This window comes from Acinetobacter celticus (assembly GCF_001707755.1).
In the GTDB taxonomy this organism is placed as follows: Bacteria; Pseudomonadota; Gammaproteobacteria; order Pseudomonadales; family Moraxellaceae; genus Acinetobacter; species Acinetobacter celticus.
In genome coordinates this window covers 512,768-529,089 of record NZ_MBDL01000008.1, presented here as the reverse complement: position 1 = coordinate 529,089, position 16,322 = coordinate 512,768, and the positions used below count along the sequence as shown (strand labels likewise).

19 protein-coding genes are annotated in these 16,322 nt (G+C 39.5%); 11 read left to right on the top strand and 8 right to left on the bottom strand.

Annotated features, from left to right (window positions below; all coding sequences use genetic code 11):
• Position 1: 1 nt before the first annotated feature.
• The 3 genes from nuoN (at position 2) to BBP83_RS06640 (ending at position 2,687) form a co-directional block, all read left to right on the top strand.
• Positions 2–1,546, top strand: coding sequence for an NADH-quinone oxidoreductase subunit NuoN (gene nuoN / locus BBP83_RS06650; RefSeq protein WP_068886717.1), 1,545 nt, complete (start codon positions 2–4; stop codon positions 1,544–1,546).
• A gap of 125 nt (positions 1,547–1,671) precedes the next feature.
• On the top strand, positions 1,672–2,307 hold the full coding sequence (gene upp, locus BBP83_RS06645; protein WP_068886715.1) for a uracil phosphoribosyltransferase: 636 nt from the start codon (positions 1,672–1,674) through the stop codon (positions 2,305–2,307).
• A gap of 86 nt (positions 2,308–2,393) precedes the next feature.
• A complete protein-coding gene (locus tag BBP83_RS06640) occupies positions 2,394–2,687 on the top strand; it encodes a cold shock domain-containing protein (RefSeq protein ID WP_068886712.1) in 294 nt (97 codons plus the stop codon).
• 95 nt (positions 2,688–2,782) lie between these two features.
• Here the strand turns inward: BBP83_RS06640 and gigC are convergent, their stop codons facing one another.
• A complete protein-coding gene (gene gigC, locus BBP83_RS06635; RefSeq protein ID WP_068886711.1) occupies positions 2,783–3,661 on the bottom strand; it encodes a LysR family transcriptional regulator GigC in 879 nt (292 codons plus the stop codon).
• Between the two features lie 85 nt (positions 3,662–3,746).
• On the opposite strand from gigC, the gene BBP83_RS06630 reads away from it, so the two are divergent.
• Entirely contained in the window at positions 3,747–4,508 is a 762-nt protein-coding gene (locus tag BBP83_RS06630; protein ID WP_068886709.1) for a ferredoxin--NADP reductase, read from the top strand.
• Between the two features lie 150 nt (positions 4,509–4,658).
• Here BBP83_RS06630 and BBP83_RS06625 read toward each other — a convergent pair whose 3' ends face one another.
• Positions 4,659–5,081: a hypothetical protein gene (locus BBP83_RS06625; RefSeq protein ID WP_068886707.1), complete on the bottom strand. Its 423-nt coding sequence runs from the start codon at positions 5,079–5,081 to the stop codon at positions 4,659–4,661.
• Between the two features lie 251 nt (positions 5,082–5,332).
• Here BBP83_RS06625 and BBP83_RS06620 point away from each other — a divergent pair, with 251 nt between their 5' ends.
• The 4 genes from BBP83_RS06620 (at position 5,333) to BBP83_RS15255 (ending at position 8,092) form a co-directional block, all read left to right on the top strand.
• Complete coding sequence (locus BBP83_RS06620) at positions 5,333–5,614, top strand: hypothetical protein (RefSeq protein WP_068886705.1); 282 nt, start codon at positions 5,333–5,335, stop codon at positions 5,612–5,614.
• A 238-nt stretch (positions 5,615–5,852) separates the two neighbouring features.
• Positions 5,853–7,565, top strand: coding sequence for a mechanosensitive ion channel (locus BBP83_RS06615; protein ID WP_068886703.1), 1,713 nt, complete (start codon positions 5,853–5,855; stop codon positions 7,563–7,565).
• A gap of 65 nt (positions 7,566–7,630) precedes the next feature.
• Positions 7,631–7,795 (top strand): hypothetical protein, encoded by a 165-nt coding sequence (locus tag BBP83_RS15260; protein WP_171258042.1) that lies wholly within the window; start codon positions 7,631–7,633, stop codon positions 7,793–7,795.
• A 132-nt stretch (positions 7,796–7,927) separates the two neighbouring features.
• The gene (locus tag BBP83_RS15255) at positions 7,928–8,092 is read left to right on the top strand and encodes a hypothetical protein (RefSeq protein WP_171258041.1); all 165 of its coding nucleotides are present in this window, start codon (positions 7,928–7,930) and stop codon (positions 8,090–8,092) included.
• A 105-nt stretch (positions 8,093–8,197) separates the two neighbouring features.
• Here BBP83_RS15255 and BBP83_RS06610 read toward each other — a convergent pair whose 3' ends face one another.
• The 5 genes from BBP83_RS06610 to BBP83_RS06590 all read right to left on the bottom strand — a co-directional run bounded on the left by BBP83_RS06610 (position 8,198) and on the right by BBP83_RS06590 (position 13,812).
• Positions 8,198–9,397 (bottom strand): BaiN/RdsA family NAD(P)/FAD-dependent oxidoreductase, encoded by a 1,200-nt coding sequence (locus BBP83_RS06610; protein ID WP_068886701.1) that lies wholly within the window; start codon positions 9,395–9,397, stop codon positions 8,198–8,200.
• A gap of 64 nt (positions 9,398–9,461) precedes the next feature.
• The gene (locus BBP83_RS06605) at positions 9,462–10,328 is read right to left on the bottom strand and encodes a 1-aminocyclopropane-1-carboxylate deaminase/D-cysteine desulfhydrase (protein ID WP_068886699.1); all 867 of its coding nucleotides are present in this window, start codon (positions 10,326–10,328) and stop codon (positions 9,462–9,464) included.
• Positions 10,329–10,401: 73 nt separating this feature from the next.
• A complete protein-coding gene (locus BBP83_RS06600) occupies positions 10,402–11,511 on the bottom strand; it encodes an HlyD family secretion protein (protein WP_068886697.1) in 1,110 nt (369 codons plus the stop codon).
• An 86-nt stretch (positions 11,512–11,597) separates the two neighbouring features.
• Positions 11,598–13,250: an MFS transporter gene (locus BBP83_RS06595; RefSeq protein WP_068886695.1), complete on the bottom strand. Its 1,653-nt coding sequence runs from the start codon at positions 13,248–13,250 to the stop codon at positions 11,598–11,600.
• A 10-nt stretch (positions 13,251–13,260) separates the two neighbouring features.
• Positions 13,261–13,812 (bottom strand): TetR/AcrR family transcriptional regulator, encoded by a 552-nt coding sequence (locus tag BBP83_RS06590; RefSeq protein WP_068886693.1) that lies wholly within the window; start codon positions 13,810–13,812, stop codon positions 13,261–13,263.
• A gap of 245 nt (positions 13,813–14,057) precedes the next feature.
• Between BBP83_RS06590 and BBP83_RS06585 the strand changes: the two genes are divergently transcribed.
• A complete protein-coding gene (locus BBP83_RS06585) occupies positions 14,058–14,249 on the top strand; it encodes an NF038215 family lipoprotein (protein ID WP_068886691.1) in 192 nt (63 codons plus the stop codon).
• A gap of 220 nt (positions 14,250–14,469) precedes the next feature.
• On the opposite strand, the gene BBP83_RS06580 is transcribed toward BBP83_RS06585, so the two are convergent.
• Positions 14,470–14,925, bottom strand: a complete 456-nt coding sequence (locus BBP83_RS06580; protein ID WP_068886689.1) for a DIP1984 family protein — start codon at positions 14,923–14,925, stop codon at positions 14,470–14,472.
• Positions 14,926–15,096: 171 nt separating this feature from the next.
• Between BBP83_RS06580 and BBP83_RS06575 the strand changes: the two genes are divergently transcribed.
• Positions 15,097–15,720: a LysE family translocator gene (locus BBP83_RS06575; RefSeq protein ID WP_068886687.1), complete on the top strand. Its 624-nt coding sequence runs from the start codon at positions 15,097–15,099 to the stop codon at positions 15,718–15,720.
• A 422-nt stretch (positions 15,721–16,142) separates the two neighbouring features.
• Complete coding sequence (locus BBP83_RS15655) at positions 16,143–16,259, top strand: hypothetical protein (protein WP_415502320.1); 117 nt, start codon at positions 16,143–16,145, stop codon at positions 16,257–16,259.
• Positions 16,260–16,322: the final 63 nt, after the last annotated feature.

Below are 16,322 nucleotides of genomic sequence, written 5' to 3'. Positions count from 1 at the left end.
CATGAACTTCACAGTGTCATTTTCAGAGCTTATGCCTTTAGCACCCGTCATGATTGTTGCTTTAACAGCAATTGTGGTGATGTTGCTGGTGGCCATTAAGCGCAATCATAATTTAGCTGCAACTACAGCCGTTGTTGGTTTGAACCTTGCTGTGTTTTACATTATCTTCGTTATGGTTGCAGGGCAGTTTGCCCCTGCAAACGTGATGAACTTATTCATCGTAGATCCATTTACGATGTTGTATCAGTTTGTGATTTTAGTTGCAGCACTTGCGTGTTGCACATTGTCACATGCTTATATTGATAGTTATAAAGATAACCGTGAAGAACTTTATATTTTGATGCTTACGTCTGTGACGGGCGCATTAATGATGGTTGCTAGCTCAAGCTATGCATCGTTCTTTATCAGTCTTGAGTTAATGTCAATTCCAGTTTATGGCTTAGTGGCATATACGCATCAGCGTTCTCAATCGCTTGAAGCAGGTGTTAAATATCTGGTTCTTTCAGCAACTGCATCTGCAATGTTACTAATGGGTATGGCGTATATTTATGCATACACAGGTACTTTAAGTTTTGTTGCAGAACCAGGCAAACTGTTTACGACATTCAGTCAACCAGCGATCGTTTTAGGCTTAGCATTAATCATTTTTGCAGTTGCATTTAAACTGTCTCTTGCGCCATTTCATAAATGGACACCAGACGTGTATGCAGGTGCGCCAGCGCCTATCGCAACGTTCCTTGCAACTGTTGCTAAAGTAGCAACAGTCGGTCTGTTTATACGTTACTTACTGTCTTCAGGTGTCATCCTTTCAGATAGTTTTGTAATTATTCTGACCATTATTGCCGTACTTTCAATTCTTGCGGGTAACTTGTTGGCTGTTCGCCAAGTGAACTTGAAACGTATTCTTGCGTATTCATCTATTGCTCACTTTGGTTATTTATTGGTGGCGATTGTTAGCGCACGCAATACTGACTTCCTTCAAGTAGAGGGCTTTGCAACATTTGAAGCTGTAAACGTTTATGTGATTACTTATGTATTAACAACCATCGGTGCATTCGGTGCTGTTACCCTAATGTCTAGTCCATATAACAATACAGATGAAGCGGGTAGCTTGGCAGAGTACCGCGGTTTGTTCTGGCGTCGTCCAGTTCTAACAGCGACTTTAACTGTCATGATGTTGTCCCTAGCAGGTATTCCTTTAACTGCAGGCTTTATCGGTAAATTCTTAGTGATTAAAACTGCAGTTGCGGGCCAATCTTGGTTCTTAGTTGCAATGGTGATCTTAGGTTCTGGTATTGGTTTGTATTACTACTTGCGTGTGATGGTGGTCATGTATATGACACCGCCAGAGCACCCACGTATGGATGCTATTGACCATTGGGGTCAAAAAGTGGGCGGTATTATGGTACTGGGTGCGACTGCGCTAGTATTGTTCTTTGGTATCTATCCAGACCCAATTATTGCAATTTCTAAAGTGGCATTCTTTGCTATTTCACCTGAATTGCAACAATTTATTCTTGCACTGGTACAAAGCGGTTTTAACTAATTAATGTCAAATTAATTGAGTTATTACAAAAAAGCCCTCGAAGTCGAGGGCTTTTTTATTTTTATCAGGTGATAAAAGCCTTTATAATGGTAAAAGTTTTATCTAAATATTTTAGGTGTTCTCCCTTGGCTATTCATGAAATTCGTCATCCACTTATTCGTCATAAACTTGGTCTATTGCGTCGATCTGACATCAGTACTAAAAACTTCCGCGAGCTTGCTCAAGAAGTAACGATGCTTTTGACTTATGAAGCGACTAAAGACTTACCTGTCTGCGATCAAGAGGTTGATGGCTGGGCTGGAAAAGTAACGGTAGACCGCATTGCTGGTAAAAAAATTACGGTTGTGCCTATTTTACGTGCGGGTATTGGCATGTTAGATGGTTTCTTAAATCTGATTCCAAGTGCAAAAGTATCTGTATTGGGTTTAGAGCGTGATGAAGAAACATTAGAGGCGCGTACTTACTATAAAAAGTTAGTACCTGATGTGCAAAACCGTATTGCTATGATTATTGATCCAATGTTGGCAACAGGTTCTTCACTGGTGGCTGCCATTGATGTACTCAAAGCAAGTGGTTGTAAAGATATTCGCGTGATGGTTCTGGTTGCAGCTCCTGAAGGGGTTAAGCGTGTAGAAACTGCACATCCTGATGTGACTATTTTCACTGCATCAATTGATGAGGCCATTAACGAACATGGTTATATTGTTCCAGGACTTGGCGATGCAGGCGACAAAATTTTTGGTTCAGTACAAAAAGATTAAGTTTGTCGGCTAATTTAAAAAAAGAGGCTATAGAAGCCTCTTTTTTATATAATGTACATATGGTGTTTTTAGAATAGGGTAGCATGATGAAAGATGAAGTACATCAGGGTAAAATTAAACAGTATGACCCTGAAAAAGGTTTCGGTTTTATTGGTTCAGCTGAAGGGGATATATTCTTTCATATTTCAGATTTCCCTGCAGCAGATGGTGAACCGAAGCGTAACGAACGCGTGAAATTTGTAGCAGTCGAAAATGGTGATAAGTTTAAAGCGGTACGTATTGAACGTGTTGAAGATAATTCAGCCAAAGCCAAAAAGTCAAAGGTGGTGACCAATAATAAGTCAATCACTTCTACGTTGTTATCAAATTTACGTAAATAACAAAGATCAAAAAGAGTTCGATATTTCAATATAAATTGAATGGAATATGATGTAAAAAAAGCGCCTTTAGGCGCTTTTTTTATAATAGAAATTGATTATTTTTCACAAAATTTCATAAATGCTTTTAGGCCGGGGCCTTGGTACTTTTGACGATGTACCAGCATGAATAATGGGCGGGCCAATTGCCAAAATGGCGTATTTAAAATCACCAATTGATTCTTTTCAAGTAAGGGTTCAATCGCGAGTTTAGAAATACATGACATGCCTAAACCGCCTGCCACAATTTTAAGAATTGCTTCATTATGACCTAATGTTAGGCGAATATTGGCATCAGGAAGATCTTTCAAAATGGCATTATCAAAAACTTCACGTGTGCCTGAACCTTCTTCGCGTAAAATCCATTCTACAGGTTTAAAATCTTCAATGGTTAATGTACGTTCTAATTGAGCAAGGGGATGCGTTGGCGAACAGCATACGGCCAGTTCATCATCACGCCAATGGATACATTGTAGTTGAGGTAAATGGCAAGAGCCTTCAATCAATGCTAAATCTAATTGAAATTGATTCACGGCTTCAATCATTTGGCGAGTGTTGCCGACTTGAAGTTGTAAATGTGCTTGAGGCTGCATTTGTAAAAAATTAGCCATTAAATCAGGTATTAAATAATCAGAAATAGTGAGGGTTGCACCCAAGCGCAAGTCAATACTTTGCAATTCACCTTTAGCCGCTTGTTCAAAAGAATCACAGCGACCTAAAATCTCTAAAGCTTGAGGCAATAGAAAGCGCCCCAGATCATTCAGTTGTAAACGTTTACCTAAACGGTCAAACAGTGGAGCCCCTAGGCCATCCTCTAAATCTGCTAAAGCCATACTTGCAGCACTTTGCGTGAGTTTAACGGCATCACTGGCTTTAGTTACCGTACCTTCTTGAGCGACCGCTACAAAAACAGCCAACTGGCGTAAAGTCATGCGCATGTATAGAGCCTTAACATTTAAAAAATATTAATAAATTATGCCGCCATGCTAACATGAGCGCAGTCTTTCATGCCACGTTGAAATCATGTCAATTGAGAAATTTAGCTTAGAAAAAGTCTTATCTGTACACCGTTGGACCAATACTTTATTTAGCTTTACCATGACACGACCTGCTCATTTTAAATTCACGGCAGGGCAGTTTGCCCGAATTGGTTTAAAAGTAGGTGATGATCTGGTGGTGCGAGCTTACTCAATTGTGTCTTCGCCCTTTGATGAAACTTTAGAATTTTTCTCTATTGTTGTACCTGATGGTGCTTTTACTTCTAATTTGCAACATCTTGAAGTGACAGATGAATTGTATCTAGAAAAAGTACCATATGGCTTTTTAACGCTTGCACGCTATCAATTACCTTTGCCACAGGATTTATGGCTTTTGGGTACAGGAACTGGCCTTGCACCGTTTTTATCGATGTTACAAGACTTTGAAACATGGCAGAAATATCAAAAAATTAATTTAGTTTATAGTGTGCGAACCGAAGCAGAATTGGCCTATGCCGATCGGATTGCTGAAATTGTTGAAATGTTTGGTGAAGGGCATACGGGTTTTCAGTTTATTCCGATTATTACCCGTGACCCGCATGCACAATTGCATGAACGTTTACCAGTATTAATTGCCAATGGCGACTTAGAAAAAGTAGCGGGTTTTACACTTAATCCAGAAACCAGTCATGTGATGTTGTGTGGTAACCCACAAATGGTAGATGACACCAAAGACGCTTTAAAGGCCCGCGGGTTGACCATGAACCGTCGTGGTGAAGGTAATATTGCAGTAGAAAATTATTGGTAAATGTACATTTAACTTTTTGTTATAGGCGAAGGGTTATGAAAAGTTTTACCTCTCTTTGACTTTCTTCTTAAAGAAAGAAAAAATTTAAAGAGAAGGGAGCAATAGTCATAAAAAAACCTCCGATCGGGAGGCTTTTTTATGGTTTGTGGCTTAATGCACAAACATATCCATATATTCGCGAATTTCTTGAATGGCGGAATCCATATCAGTGGTAAGCCAAGTTGGTTCAAAAAAGCCTGCATAGTGATCTAAACGTTCCTGAGGAACCACAATACGCACAGGACATTCTTCTTCCAGTAAACGCCATGGAATAATTGGAACTTCCATATCTAAAAATGCAGTGACGTTACGTATATCAATCACCATTGCATTGATGCAGTCAGGGAATGGCATAACAGAAAGCTCATCTGTGCGACGACGGAAAAATTCTAAATCGCCCCATGTTAAGATAAAGCTCGGCTTATTAAATTCAATAATACCAATAAGATGCTGATCACGAGTGTAGTGCAATGAACATTGATGAGTGACGTCAGTCTCAAGATCAAGCGATACACTTTGTTGCCGGTACGCCATAAATACTTTAGATACTAAACAAAAGGTGGATGATTATAGCTCATTTCTTGTTAAGAAGGCAGTGTATACGGTGGAATGCCTAAGTGTGCATACATTGCATGACGATTGGTGACGTTGAAGCATAACCCAACCCTTTGAGATAATTTGCTTTACAACTCTTCACTATCCAGCAATGGTTCTTCACACACCATAACAAAAGGACTTGGTAGTATAAAAAAACAGCAATTAGATAATAAAAGTGAGGGGAAATTATGACACATGATTTTAATAAACCGCCCCATGTTTCTAGTTTGGAAGAGACGACTCAAAAGAAACGCATCCCTGTATATATTTTAGCGTTAGTGGGGATTTTCTTTATTGCCTTATTGGTTTATATGTTCGCGGGCATGAAACCAAATGCAAGTGATGCACCTCCTGGGCATCCAAACCCAGAAGCTCAAGTCGCAACAGCGAATAACTCCACCACAGCAACAGCTAAAGATGAAGCAACGGCGAAAGACAGCGATACAGCAACTGCGACAGCAAAGTATTAGTTATGCAGGTCGCTAGTGATGTTGTTTTACAGTGCAAAAAAATTACAGCATTAACAGCTTGGTCTGTAAAAAAGCTCTAGCTATTGCTGGAGCTTTTTTACTGTCGTTCGATATTTTTATATGAATGAAAAATTCAGATTCTAACGCTTATTTTTAACATAAATCAGGTTTTAGGCTACGCAAGGTTGCGTATTTTCACAAAATAGCTAGACGAAACAATAACAAAGAGGGCGAAAAAATGAATGATTATTCTGGACATTCAGGGCGATTCGATGCCATGTATTATTGGGATCAATTTCATCCAATCTTGAGTGCTGTAGCAATCCTTTTTATTGGTTGGATTGTGGCATTATTGGTGTCTGCGGGCATTAAAAAAGTCCTGCAAAAGATTGGAACCAATCAAAAACTTTCAGGTGCTACAGGGCATCGTTCGAATATTGAAAGTATTGTTTCACGCATCGTTTTTTGGCTCATTCTCATTATTGCTGTTATTGGTGCGTTAAATGTATTGAACTTAACCAGTGTAAGTGGCCCATTTAGCATCATGATTCAGCAGTTCTTATTGTTTATTCCACAATTGTTGGCGGCACTGGCTGTTGCTTTTATTGGTTGGATTATCGCCAATTTAGTGAAAGTTGGTTCGCACAAACTCCTCAGTAAAACCCAATTAGATGAAAAGCTTAGTGCAGAAGTCGGAGTAAGTCCGATCAGTGAAAATATCAGTGAAATTGCATATTGGCTGATTCTATTGCTGTTTTTACCTATTGTACTGTCAATTTTGGGTTTAAACGGTTTGCTTTTCCCCATTCAAAATATGGTCAATGAAGCAGTCTTGTATTTACCCAATATCTTTATTGCGGGTGTGATTGTTTTTGTGGGCTATATTTTGGCAAAAATTGTCCGTGGCATTATTGAAGGCTTAGTTCACAGTTTAAACTTGCAACAGCAAGCTGAGAAAATAGGTTTATTCAAAAGTTCTAATTTACCACACTTGCTGGGTTCATTTGTCTTTGCAGTGGTGATTATTACTGCATTAATTGTTGCATTTGAAGCGCTTGGTATTGATGCGATTTCTCAGCCAGCAACAGCAATGTTGCATGAAATCATGTTTGCAATTCCAAATATTATTGCCGCAGGTCTAATTTTAATATTGGCTTATATTGTTTCGCGCTTTGTGTCTAAACTGGTGGTTGAAGTCGTTGCAGGCACTGGGGTAGACAATGTTCCAGCGAAGCTAGATGTACAGCGCTTTTTAGGGACAACCAAGCTGTCAGATATTGTGGGCTATCTGATTGTGTTTTTCACCATGCTGTTCGCGGTCTCTGAAGCATCTAACCGTTTAGGCTTTGACCAAATTAGTGGTCTTATTGCCATGTTTATTCAATTTGGTGCCAGTATTTTGCTAGGAGCAGTTATTTTAGTCATTGGTTTCTGGTTAGCCAATTTAGTCGCAAATGTGGTGCAACGCGGTGAATATAACAGTTCTCGTTGGTTGGGCAATTTAGTTCGTGTACTGATTATGGGGCTTGTGGTTGCAATGGGTTTACGTGCCATGGGCATTGCAGATTCAATTGTAAATTTAGCCTTTGGTTTAACATTGGGCGCTGTTGCGGTGGCATTCGCCTTAGCTTTTGGTTTAGGTGGACGTCAACCCGCAGAACGAGTATTAACTGACTTAATTGATAAAGCCAAAAGAGAAGGCAATCAGCCCAACCCTGTAAAAAAACCACAACAAACTGATGGTTTTACATCTGCCACAATGACTGAAAGTGTCGATGATGGTTATGTGGTTCGTAAACAAGATGCACCTGGTGTTGTAGAAAAAGAAACCGCAACGCCAGATCAGCTCGATGTCGATCCTGCACAGCATCCGCTGAATAATCCTTATGGCTCTACAGGCGAAGTTGAAAAAGATATTGACGTAAATCTTCCGAAAGATGACCCGAAATAACCTGTTTTATTTTCAATGAATCGGCCACTCTCGGGTGGTCGTTCCTATTTTAAACGAGGTAGAAGATGAAAAATGAAGCACCGAATAAATTTTTTGCACCGCTTATTATTGCGGGTATTACCATTGGTTTTTTAGCCAGTGCTTACAAGTTTATTACTGCGCAGAAAAATAATGTTGAGCCAGAGCAGTTGGAATCTAAGTATAAAAATATTGAAAAAGAAATTGAATAAAATGTTTGAAAACCAATCAATATTTGTTACTTTAAGGATGAGTAAAATCAAGAAGATTGTATAAAATGTAAATGCTTAGTTTTAATTATATGGAAAATATAAAAGCATTACATTAAGTCAGAGGATGACACAATGAAGGGAACAAAGATGCTAAATAAATTGATTGCAACATTTAAAAATGATGTGCTTGTTCAACCCATGCATATTGCACTTGCTACAGAAAAAATGGAGCAAACGATGAGTCGTTTAGCGACATCAAAAAATATTGTATTATTTCAAACCGATTATTTGGAATAATTTCAATGTTTCAAAAAAGGCGATGAAGCTTAGGTTTCATCGCCTTTTTTTATGACTATTGCTTTATAACCGTGACGCAGATTTTAATTTTCGCTGGAATGGCTATTAAACATATTCAGAAGCAGCATGTGCCGACGACCATGCCCACTGGAAGTTGAAACCACCTAAATGTCCTGAAATATCAACAATTTCACCAATGAAAAATAGCCCTTTTTGCTTTTTACTTTCCATGGTTTTAGATGAAATTTCTGCCGTATCGACACCCCCAAGTGTGACTTCCGCGGTGCGGTAGCCTTCAGTTCCCGAGGGTTTAACTTCAAAAGCTTCTAGGCGCTGTGAAATATGGCTGAGCTTATCATCACTGATATTACCAATTGCAATATCGGCAGAGTCTAACCAGATTAAATTTTGTAATTCAAGAACCACACTCTTAGGAAGATACTCACCGAATAATGTCCGTAACAAAACTTTCGGTTGACTGGCTTTCTTTGCTTTTAAAAATTCTTCAACATCAAGCTGGGGAAGGAAATTGATTTTAAAGCTTTGACCCGCATGCCAATAATTGGACAACTGCAATGAACTTGGGCCACTTAAGCCACGATGGGTAAACAATAAGGCTTCAGTAAAGCTAATAAGTTCATTAGATAGCGTCGCTTCTACGGCATTGCCACTGAGTTTACTGGTAACTTCTTTAAAGCTATCGGTAAAGGTAAAAGGAACCAGACCTGCACGAGTTGGATAGATATGATGATTAAATTGTTTGGCAATATCGTAGCCAATCCCTGTGCCACCCAATGTTGGAATAGATAGACCACCTGAAGCCACCACGACAGATTCCGCTTCAAAATGACCTAAAGTGGTGGAAATTTTAAAGCCCTGATCATCTAGAATATTCACTGCTTTAACTTCGCAGTTGGTTTTAATATCGACTAGACCTGTTTTTTCACATTCAGCCAAGAGCATGGCTAGAATTTCTTTTGCACCATTAAGCGTAAAGAGCTGCCCATGTTTGCGTTCTTCATAGGCAATGCCATAGTCACAGACCATGCCAATAAAGTCCCAATTGGTATAGCGCGAGAGGGCAGAAATGACGAAATGCGGATTATGTGAAATAAAGTTTTCAGGTTCGACATATAGGTTGGTGAAGTTACATTTACCACCGCCAGACATCAGAATTTTTTTGCCGACTTTATTGGCTTTTTCAACCACCAGCACTTTGCGACCACGTTGTGCAGCTTTATAGGCAAGCATTAAGCCCGATGCGCCTGCACCTAAAACCAAGACATCGTACTGATTTTTAGACATGATCAACCTGTGGGAGAGTGAAAAGACGCGGATTATACTCTTTTTTGTCTCTATTTTGGCAGTTTCAACTTGGGCTTTTGCCTTGTAACCCGCCAGTGTGAATAATCAAGATGCGCTGATCTTTTGCAATATCACCCCGTTGTAGCATTTTTTCAATACCCAATAGCATTTTCCCTGTATACACCTGTTCCAGTGTAATTTGATGTTGTGCTTCAAACTGTTGAATAAAGTGCATTAATTCAGCAGTCGTTTTGGCATAACCACCCTGACAAAATTCATCTGTTAAGCGCCAATTACGCTTTGTTGTCCATTGTTGTATGTCCTGCGTTAAAAAATCACCTTTTAAGGCAGAAAAACCTAAAATCTGCTGATGTTCTGAACTGGCTTCAATAAGCCCCGTGAGTGTTCCACCTGTTCCAACCGCGCAACAAATAAGATCAAAATGGGTTAAATCGGCAGGGGTTAAAATTTCTTTACAGCCTTCAATGGCCAATGCATTGGTTCCACCTTCTGGAATGACATAATGCTCTGGATAGCGTATTTGTAGCTGCTCTAAAAATGCCACGGAATTTTTTTTTCGATAGTCTTCACGGTTGATAAATTCCAGTTGCATACCCAATTTTTGCGCAGTCATTAAGGTCGAGTTTAATGGGCGCTGCGCCAATTCTTCACCACGGATGATAGCAAGGCTTTCAAAACCACAAAGATAGGCTGCAAAAGCCGTGGCCGCAATGTGATTAGAATAGGCTCCACCAAAAGTGAGGACTTTTTTAAAGCCTAAACGTTGTGCTTCTAAAAAATTATATTTTAGCTTATAAAATTTATTGCCTGAGATTTGCGGATGGACTAAATCCAAACGTTTTATGGTGATGCTCACATCCTGTATTTGCACGGTTTGATAAGGAATGGTATGAGCAAGGGAATCAAACATACTGGACAAATCTGCAAGAAAAAAGAATCCGTTATAGTGTAGCGGATTCTGACTGATGATGGATATCAAGGGATTATTGGGCTGTATTTGAATGTGCGGTATCGACAGAAGCCACCACTGACATCCCTGGACGTAAGTATTCAATGCCGTTTTGTTTGGGGTCAATGGCAATGCGAACTGCAATACGCTGAACCACTTTGGTAAAGTTGCCTGTGGTATTGTCAGGTTTTAAAACGCTGAATTCAGAACCTGCAGCCGGTGAAATTCGTTCAACCTTGCCAGTAAATTTTTGATGATTCATTGCATCAACTGTAAACCAAGCTTTTTGCCCAATTTGCATATTGGAAATTTGGGTTTCTTTAAAATTGGCTGTAATCCAACGTTGTTGTGGAATCAGATACATCAGCTGTGTACCCGCAGTTACATATTGACCAATACGTGGGCTAACTTCGCCTAATTGCCCATCCATGGGAGCGGTGATAATACTGTAGTCTTTGGTGGTGACGGCTTGGTCAAACTGTGCTTGTGCATTGGTTACTTGCGCTTTTAAACCTGTTTGCGCCACTTGAGCCGTTTTTAAGGCTTCTTGTGCCACGTCTATATTGGCTTGGGCTTGGTGAAGTACAGCCAAATTATTTTTTACATCTGCATGAGCTTTGTCTTGTTCCGTTTTTGATGTAGCACCACTATTTCCTAATTGTTGGTAACGCTGTAATTGTGTCACTGCAAGTTCATAGCTAGCGCGAGCCTGATCTGCTTGGGCCTGTGCTGCGACAATATCAGCTTTACGCTGTTGAATGGCTTGGGCTTGATTAGCAAGATCATTTTCAGCTTGATCAATTCCTGATTGTGCCTGCGTGACTTTTTGATCATAGGTCGTTGCATCAATATGAATGAGCGGTTGACCTTTTTTGACCGTTTCAAAATCGGTGACCAGTACATCTTTTACATAACCATTAATTTGCGAAGACAGAATGGTGGTTTTACCTTTAACGTAGCTATTTTCAGTCGATTCAATATTTGAATGAAAAGGGCCAATTTTCCATGCCCATAAAATAATTGCAATTCCCGCCAGTAGCACAAAGAACATCAGTACCAGCACCCGCTTATTGGTGGGAATTAATTTACTAGACGGCTCTGGTGCAGGGGTGGTATTTTCCTGCTGGGTTTCTTGTGCTGACATCAATTCTCTCTGACTTTAATTTATAGATTTCTTGCAATGGAACGACTTTTAATTCCTAATTTTCCTTTTAAGCTAAAGATATCACCTTAACTTGAATTGGGTAAAAGTTGTTGTTTATAGCTCCGATATTGGTTCAGGCTAATCACAAATAAGCCCCAAAAAAGTAGCAGAATAGCAAAGATTTCATTGAGAAAAATTACATCGTTATAGGCACGGACTTGTGCTTCTTTTAATACATTTTGATTCAAAGTACGTAATGCCTGATTCTGTTCCAAAACAGGGTCTGTTGTATATGTTTTACTGCTTTGGCTATACTGCTGTAGGCGTTGTATCACCTGTGGGCTGGTTTGCGGTAAATCGGCAATAATTTCGGCTTGATAATGTTGGGTGCGAATTTGCTGATAAGTCGAGAAAAATGAAGAACCGACTAATCCTCCAAAAGTTTGGCTTGCAGAGAACAGCACAATAAAAGTCACCATATGGCTTGGCCCTTGTTGTAATGCGCGAAGAATGCCCGTCAGCAACAATGGGCCAATAAACATACCACTGGCAAAGCCAACCAAAAATTGACTTGGATAGAAATTCTCTGGGCGGACGTCACTGCTCAGATGATGATCGAGCGAACAAGCAATTAAAATAAGAACCACTGCAGCCAATAAATGCAAAATAGCTTTTTCACGAGAAAATGTGAGTGCGCTAAATAATGTCCCGCTAATAATACCGACGATAATAACCACATAGAACGTTACAAATTGGTCGGGGCCCATCCCCATCGTTTTTAAAAAATTAACTGCAGCATAGCTTTGTTCAGACATTAAAAACCGAATGGCAAATGCCCCAATGACAAATCGTATAGTCGATGATGTTCCTAACCAGCGGGTAATAATAAGTGGATTTACTCGATAATGTTCATACGTTATACCGACAATAATCAGTGCTAAAGCACCCATAAGCAGATAGGCCAGCCAGTCCACATTCAGCCACCATAAAATGGGCCCTTGTGTAAGCACAATACACAAAAAGGCAAAGCCTGTGGCCAAGAGGGCAAACGTGAATAAATCTTGATACTCAAATACGGCTATGCGTAAGCTTCGTGGTAATTTAAGTGAAACCACCATTGCGAAACAACACACGGCCAAACCCAATTCGAAGGTGTAGAGCACAGCCCAATCATTTACATTGACCAAATACGGAGAAATAATCCACGCCAAAGGAATGCCCAATTGTTGGAAACCTAAAGCCAAATATAGGCCGCGTCCAAAGTTTTCTCGCTTAAAAGCCTGCATAATGTAGTACATGCCCAGCGAGCTGAGGGGCGCTGCCACTAAGCCACTGATCAGACGAACAAAGACCGCCATTTCGAAGGTATTGACAAAAATATGCAAAATCAGCACGGCAATAAACATCAGCAAGCCTATTTCAGAAAATAGACGTAGCCCATACTGCTGACGTGCTTTAAACAAAATTAAATTGGAACTGACATTGGCCATGACATAAGCTGCAGGAATCCATGCAACTTCTGAAGATGTTAGACCATATTCACCCTGAATAAGGGGTAAATTTGCGGTAATAAAACCATTGCTTAAACTGCCTGAAATGGCAACAAATAAGCCAATAAAGAAATATAAAAAGCGTTTATAGCTTGGGTGTGCAATGGCCGCGGGAGAACCTGGTAGAGTTGGTTTTTCTTCCGTTGTCCAGTCGGGTGCGGGTTCTAACAAGCGAGGAGGCTGAGCCATTATGTTCTCTCTATTTCGGTCGAATACCATCTAAGAGCAATTCAACCGCACGGGTCGCTAAACGTTCTTGTTCTGCATTGGTATAGCCTTGTAAGGCAGCCCGAAGAATAGACGTAACCATCGAATAATCGGCAGGGCTAAAGTCAGCACGGCAAGTACCATTGGCAATGGCTTGATCAATTAAAGGTTGTAAAATGGTGTCGCGGTGTTGGTAAATACTGACCATGGCAGGGTCGTTGCGCTCAATCACTCGCCAATATTCCATTAACGCCGTTAAGTATGGAATATTGTAAATATGGTCTTGAATTAAACGAATAAAACCATCTTCAAATTGTGCATGATTACGTGCCCGTGCCTCAAGGCGGTCTAATGCTTGTTGCATTAAGGCCAAAACTAAATCGCGACGGTCAGAAAAGTTCCGATAAAAAGTGGCACGTCCTACTTTCGCCTCATCAATAATTAATTGTAGTGGGGCATTAATACCGTGAAGACGGAAAACATGAATCGCCGCTGTAAGCAATTCATCACGATTTTGGGCGGCGCGTTCTTGGCGAATAGACATGCGGACGATTGAACCCAGTTAAATACAAGAGGCTTATATTTAACGGACAAAAGTGTCCGATGTAAAATGTTAACGAGTATATTTTTTGTAACCTGAAGGCAGTTCTGATCTAAATTAAGGCGTAATTTTGCTAAAAACAGCTCAAAATTTCATCTAAAAAGATTAACAGTATAATTTACTAAAATACTGCTGATATTTTGTACAGGAATGCTACGCTGTAAAATAAGACACATGGAGGGGATAATATGAAAAATTTATCCGCAACCATAATGACTTGCTTAGTGTTCACACTGGCTGGTTGTGATGTGAAGGACGATTTAAATAAGCCCAAAACACAGGTACGAACCATGATTATTGGCGGTATGCCTGCATCTGAGCAGGACTATAAAATACCGAACAATAAAGTCATCTTGGCAGAGCATATTCAGCGTGAATAAATCACTGAGTTTAAATAGGGTGGGCATATTGTCAGTACAGGGTAGTGCACTATAAATTGTAAGAAGTAAAAGATGCCTTGTGATGCGTCAGATATGTAAATATTTGAAGCAGACGCCTTACTTCTCGTAAGCGTTTGTTGAATTAAAGCCTTACAAACGCAGAAAAGGCCTTGTACTCGCCCAATATGCCCGAACAGAGATGGATGAATCATCCAAATTTTTAAATCAGATCGACTTGCCAGTTCGATGCTTGAATCTCTAAATTATTTTGACGTAATTGCTTACTTATTTCATCTGCTTGTTTTTGCAAATCTGCAACAGAAATGGTTTTTATCCAACGAATTTCACTTGAACTATAACGCCCATTTTCGCGTCGTGAACTGTCAATAGCTTGTTGAAGAATACGGTGTTGTTGCGTTAGGAAGTCACGCTGATTGAGAACAAAAAGCAGTGATTTCCCTTCAATTGATTTTGCCTGTGCATTGGTGGCATGAATGCGTTGAATTAATTCATGCAGTTCCTTATTGACGATAAAGGCTTCTTTAAGCAATAGGTTTGGATCTTCGCTAGGCTGATCACCTTCTTGCACCAAAACGTTATTATTAATACGTTGTTGTAAAGATGCCAGTTTGGTTTGCAAGTCACTTCGTAAGAGAAGCGCTTCTGCTAGTTTCATAATTTTTAAATCTTTTATTCCTTGAATACGATCATGCAATGGAATCGTGGGGCAATCAAGGAAATTACAGTGAATTATTCGGTAGTTTTGTGAAAGTCTGGTGAAAAATAGGAAGATATTCGGCCATCAAGCTTGTAGAATTGCCACGGCATTTATTTTTAAGGTATTACCGTGGAATCATTTTGGATTTTAGGCTCTATTGCTTTTGCTTTAATGTTAGGGGCAATGAGTCCGGGGCCAACCTCTATTTATGTGGCTAAAAATTCAATTGCAATTTCACGTAAACATGGTTTGTTTACGGCTTTAGGAACAGGCACTGGCGCTGCCGTTTTTGGTTTGTTGGCGGTACTGGGTTTGCAGGCTTTTTTACTGGCTGTGCCTTCGGCTTATTTGGCTTTAAAAATTTGTGGTGGCTTATATTTACTGTTTTTGGCTTTTAAAATTATTAAGCATGCCAAAGAGCCTATCGATACAGATAAAAATGTATCTACGCAAATGACCTTACGCCGTGCATTTACCACAGGCCTCATTACTCAATTGTCGAACCCTAAAATAGCGATTGTTTTGGCCAGTATTTTTACGGCACTTTTACCGAAAGAAATTCCCACTTATTTCTATTTCGTTTTACCTATTTTGTGTTTTTTTATTGATGCCGGATGGTGTTCATTGGTGGCTGTGGCTTTATCTGCAGAAAAACCGCGCCGTGTTTATTTGAAGTTTAAGGCAGTGTTTGATCGTATTGCAGGTGGGGTCATGACCTTGTTAGGGTTAAAGTTAATTTTTGGGATGAAGTAATTTTAGTTGCCTAGCGGAATCCATAAAATAATAAAACCTTGTGCTTTCATAGAAGGTGCTTCTTTGGGCTTTAGAGAACGAGAGTTTCTGATCTTTTTGATGCTATGATGTTATAGAGCCGATTTTATTTGTAGACGAAAACAATCTTGCAGATGGCGATAATTATTCCATCAAGATAAATGGCTGATTTATCTAATAGTTTGCAAGAAACGCTTCATTCCTAAAAAAATATAGGTATTCACCAATAACTCTTGTTGTTGTTGTCTGTATTAGAAAAATAATGAAAATCTGTATATTGACTTTATTTGAAAAAATCGACGGTTTTGTAGATAAAATATTTTATAAATTAAAAGCTTAGCTTTGTTTCACTTTTTATTTAATACACGTTAATATGGTGTGAATTAGTACATTTAGGTGATGAAATGAGTTTCTGGAAAAAGAAAAACAAAGCAAGTTTTGTATATTTTATTATTACAGCATACTCGTTACTTGGCTTCAGCATAGGTTATGTCATCTGGGAGTTTTTTCTGAATGGCTAGGTCGAAGTACCCGTTATTTGCAAATAAAAAAGCCTCTAGTGATAGGGGCTTTTTTGTAGCTGT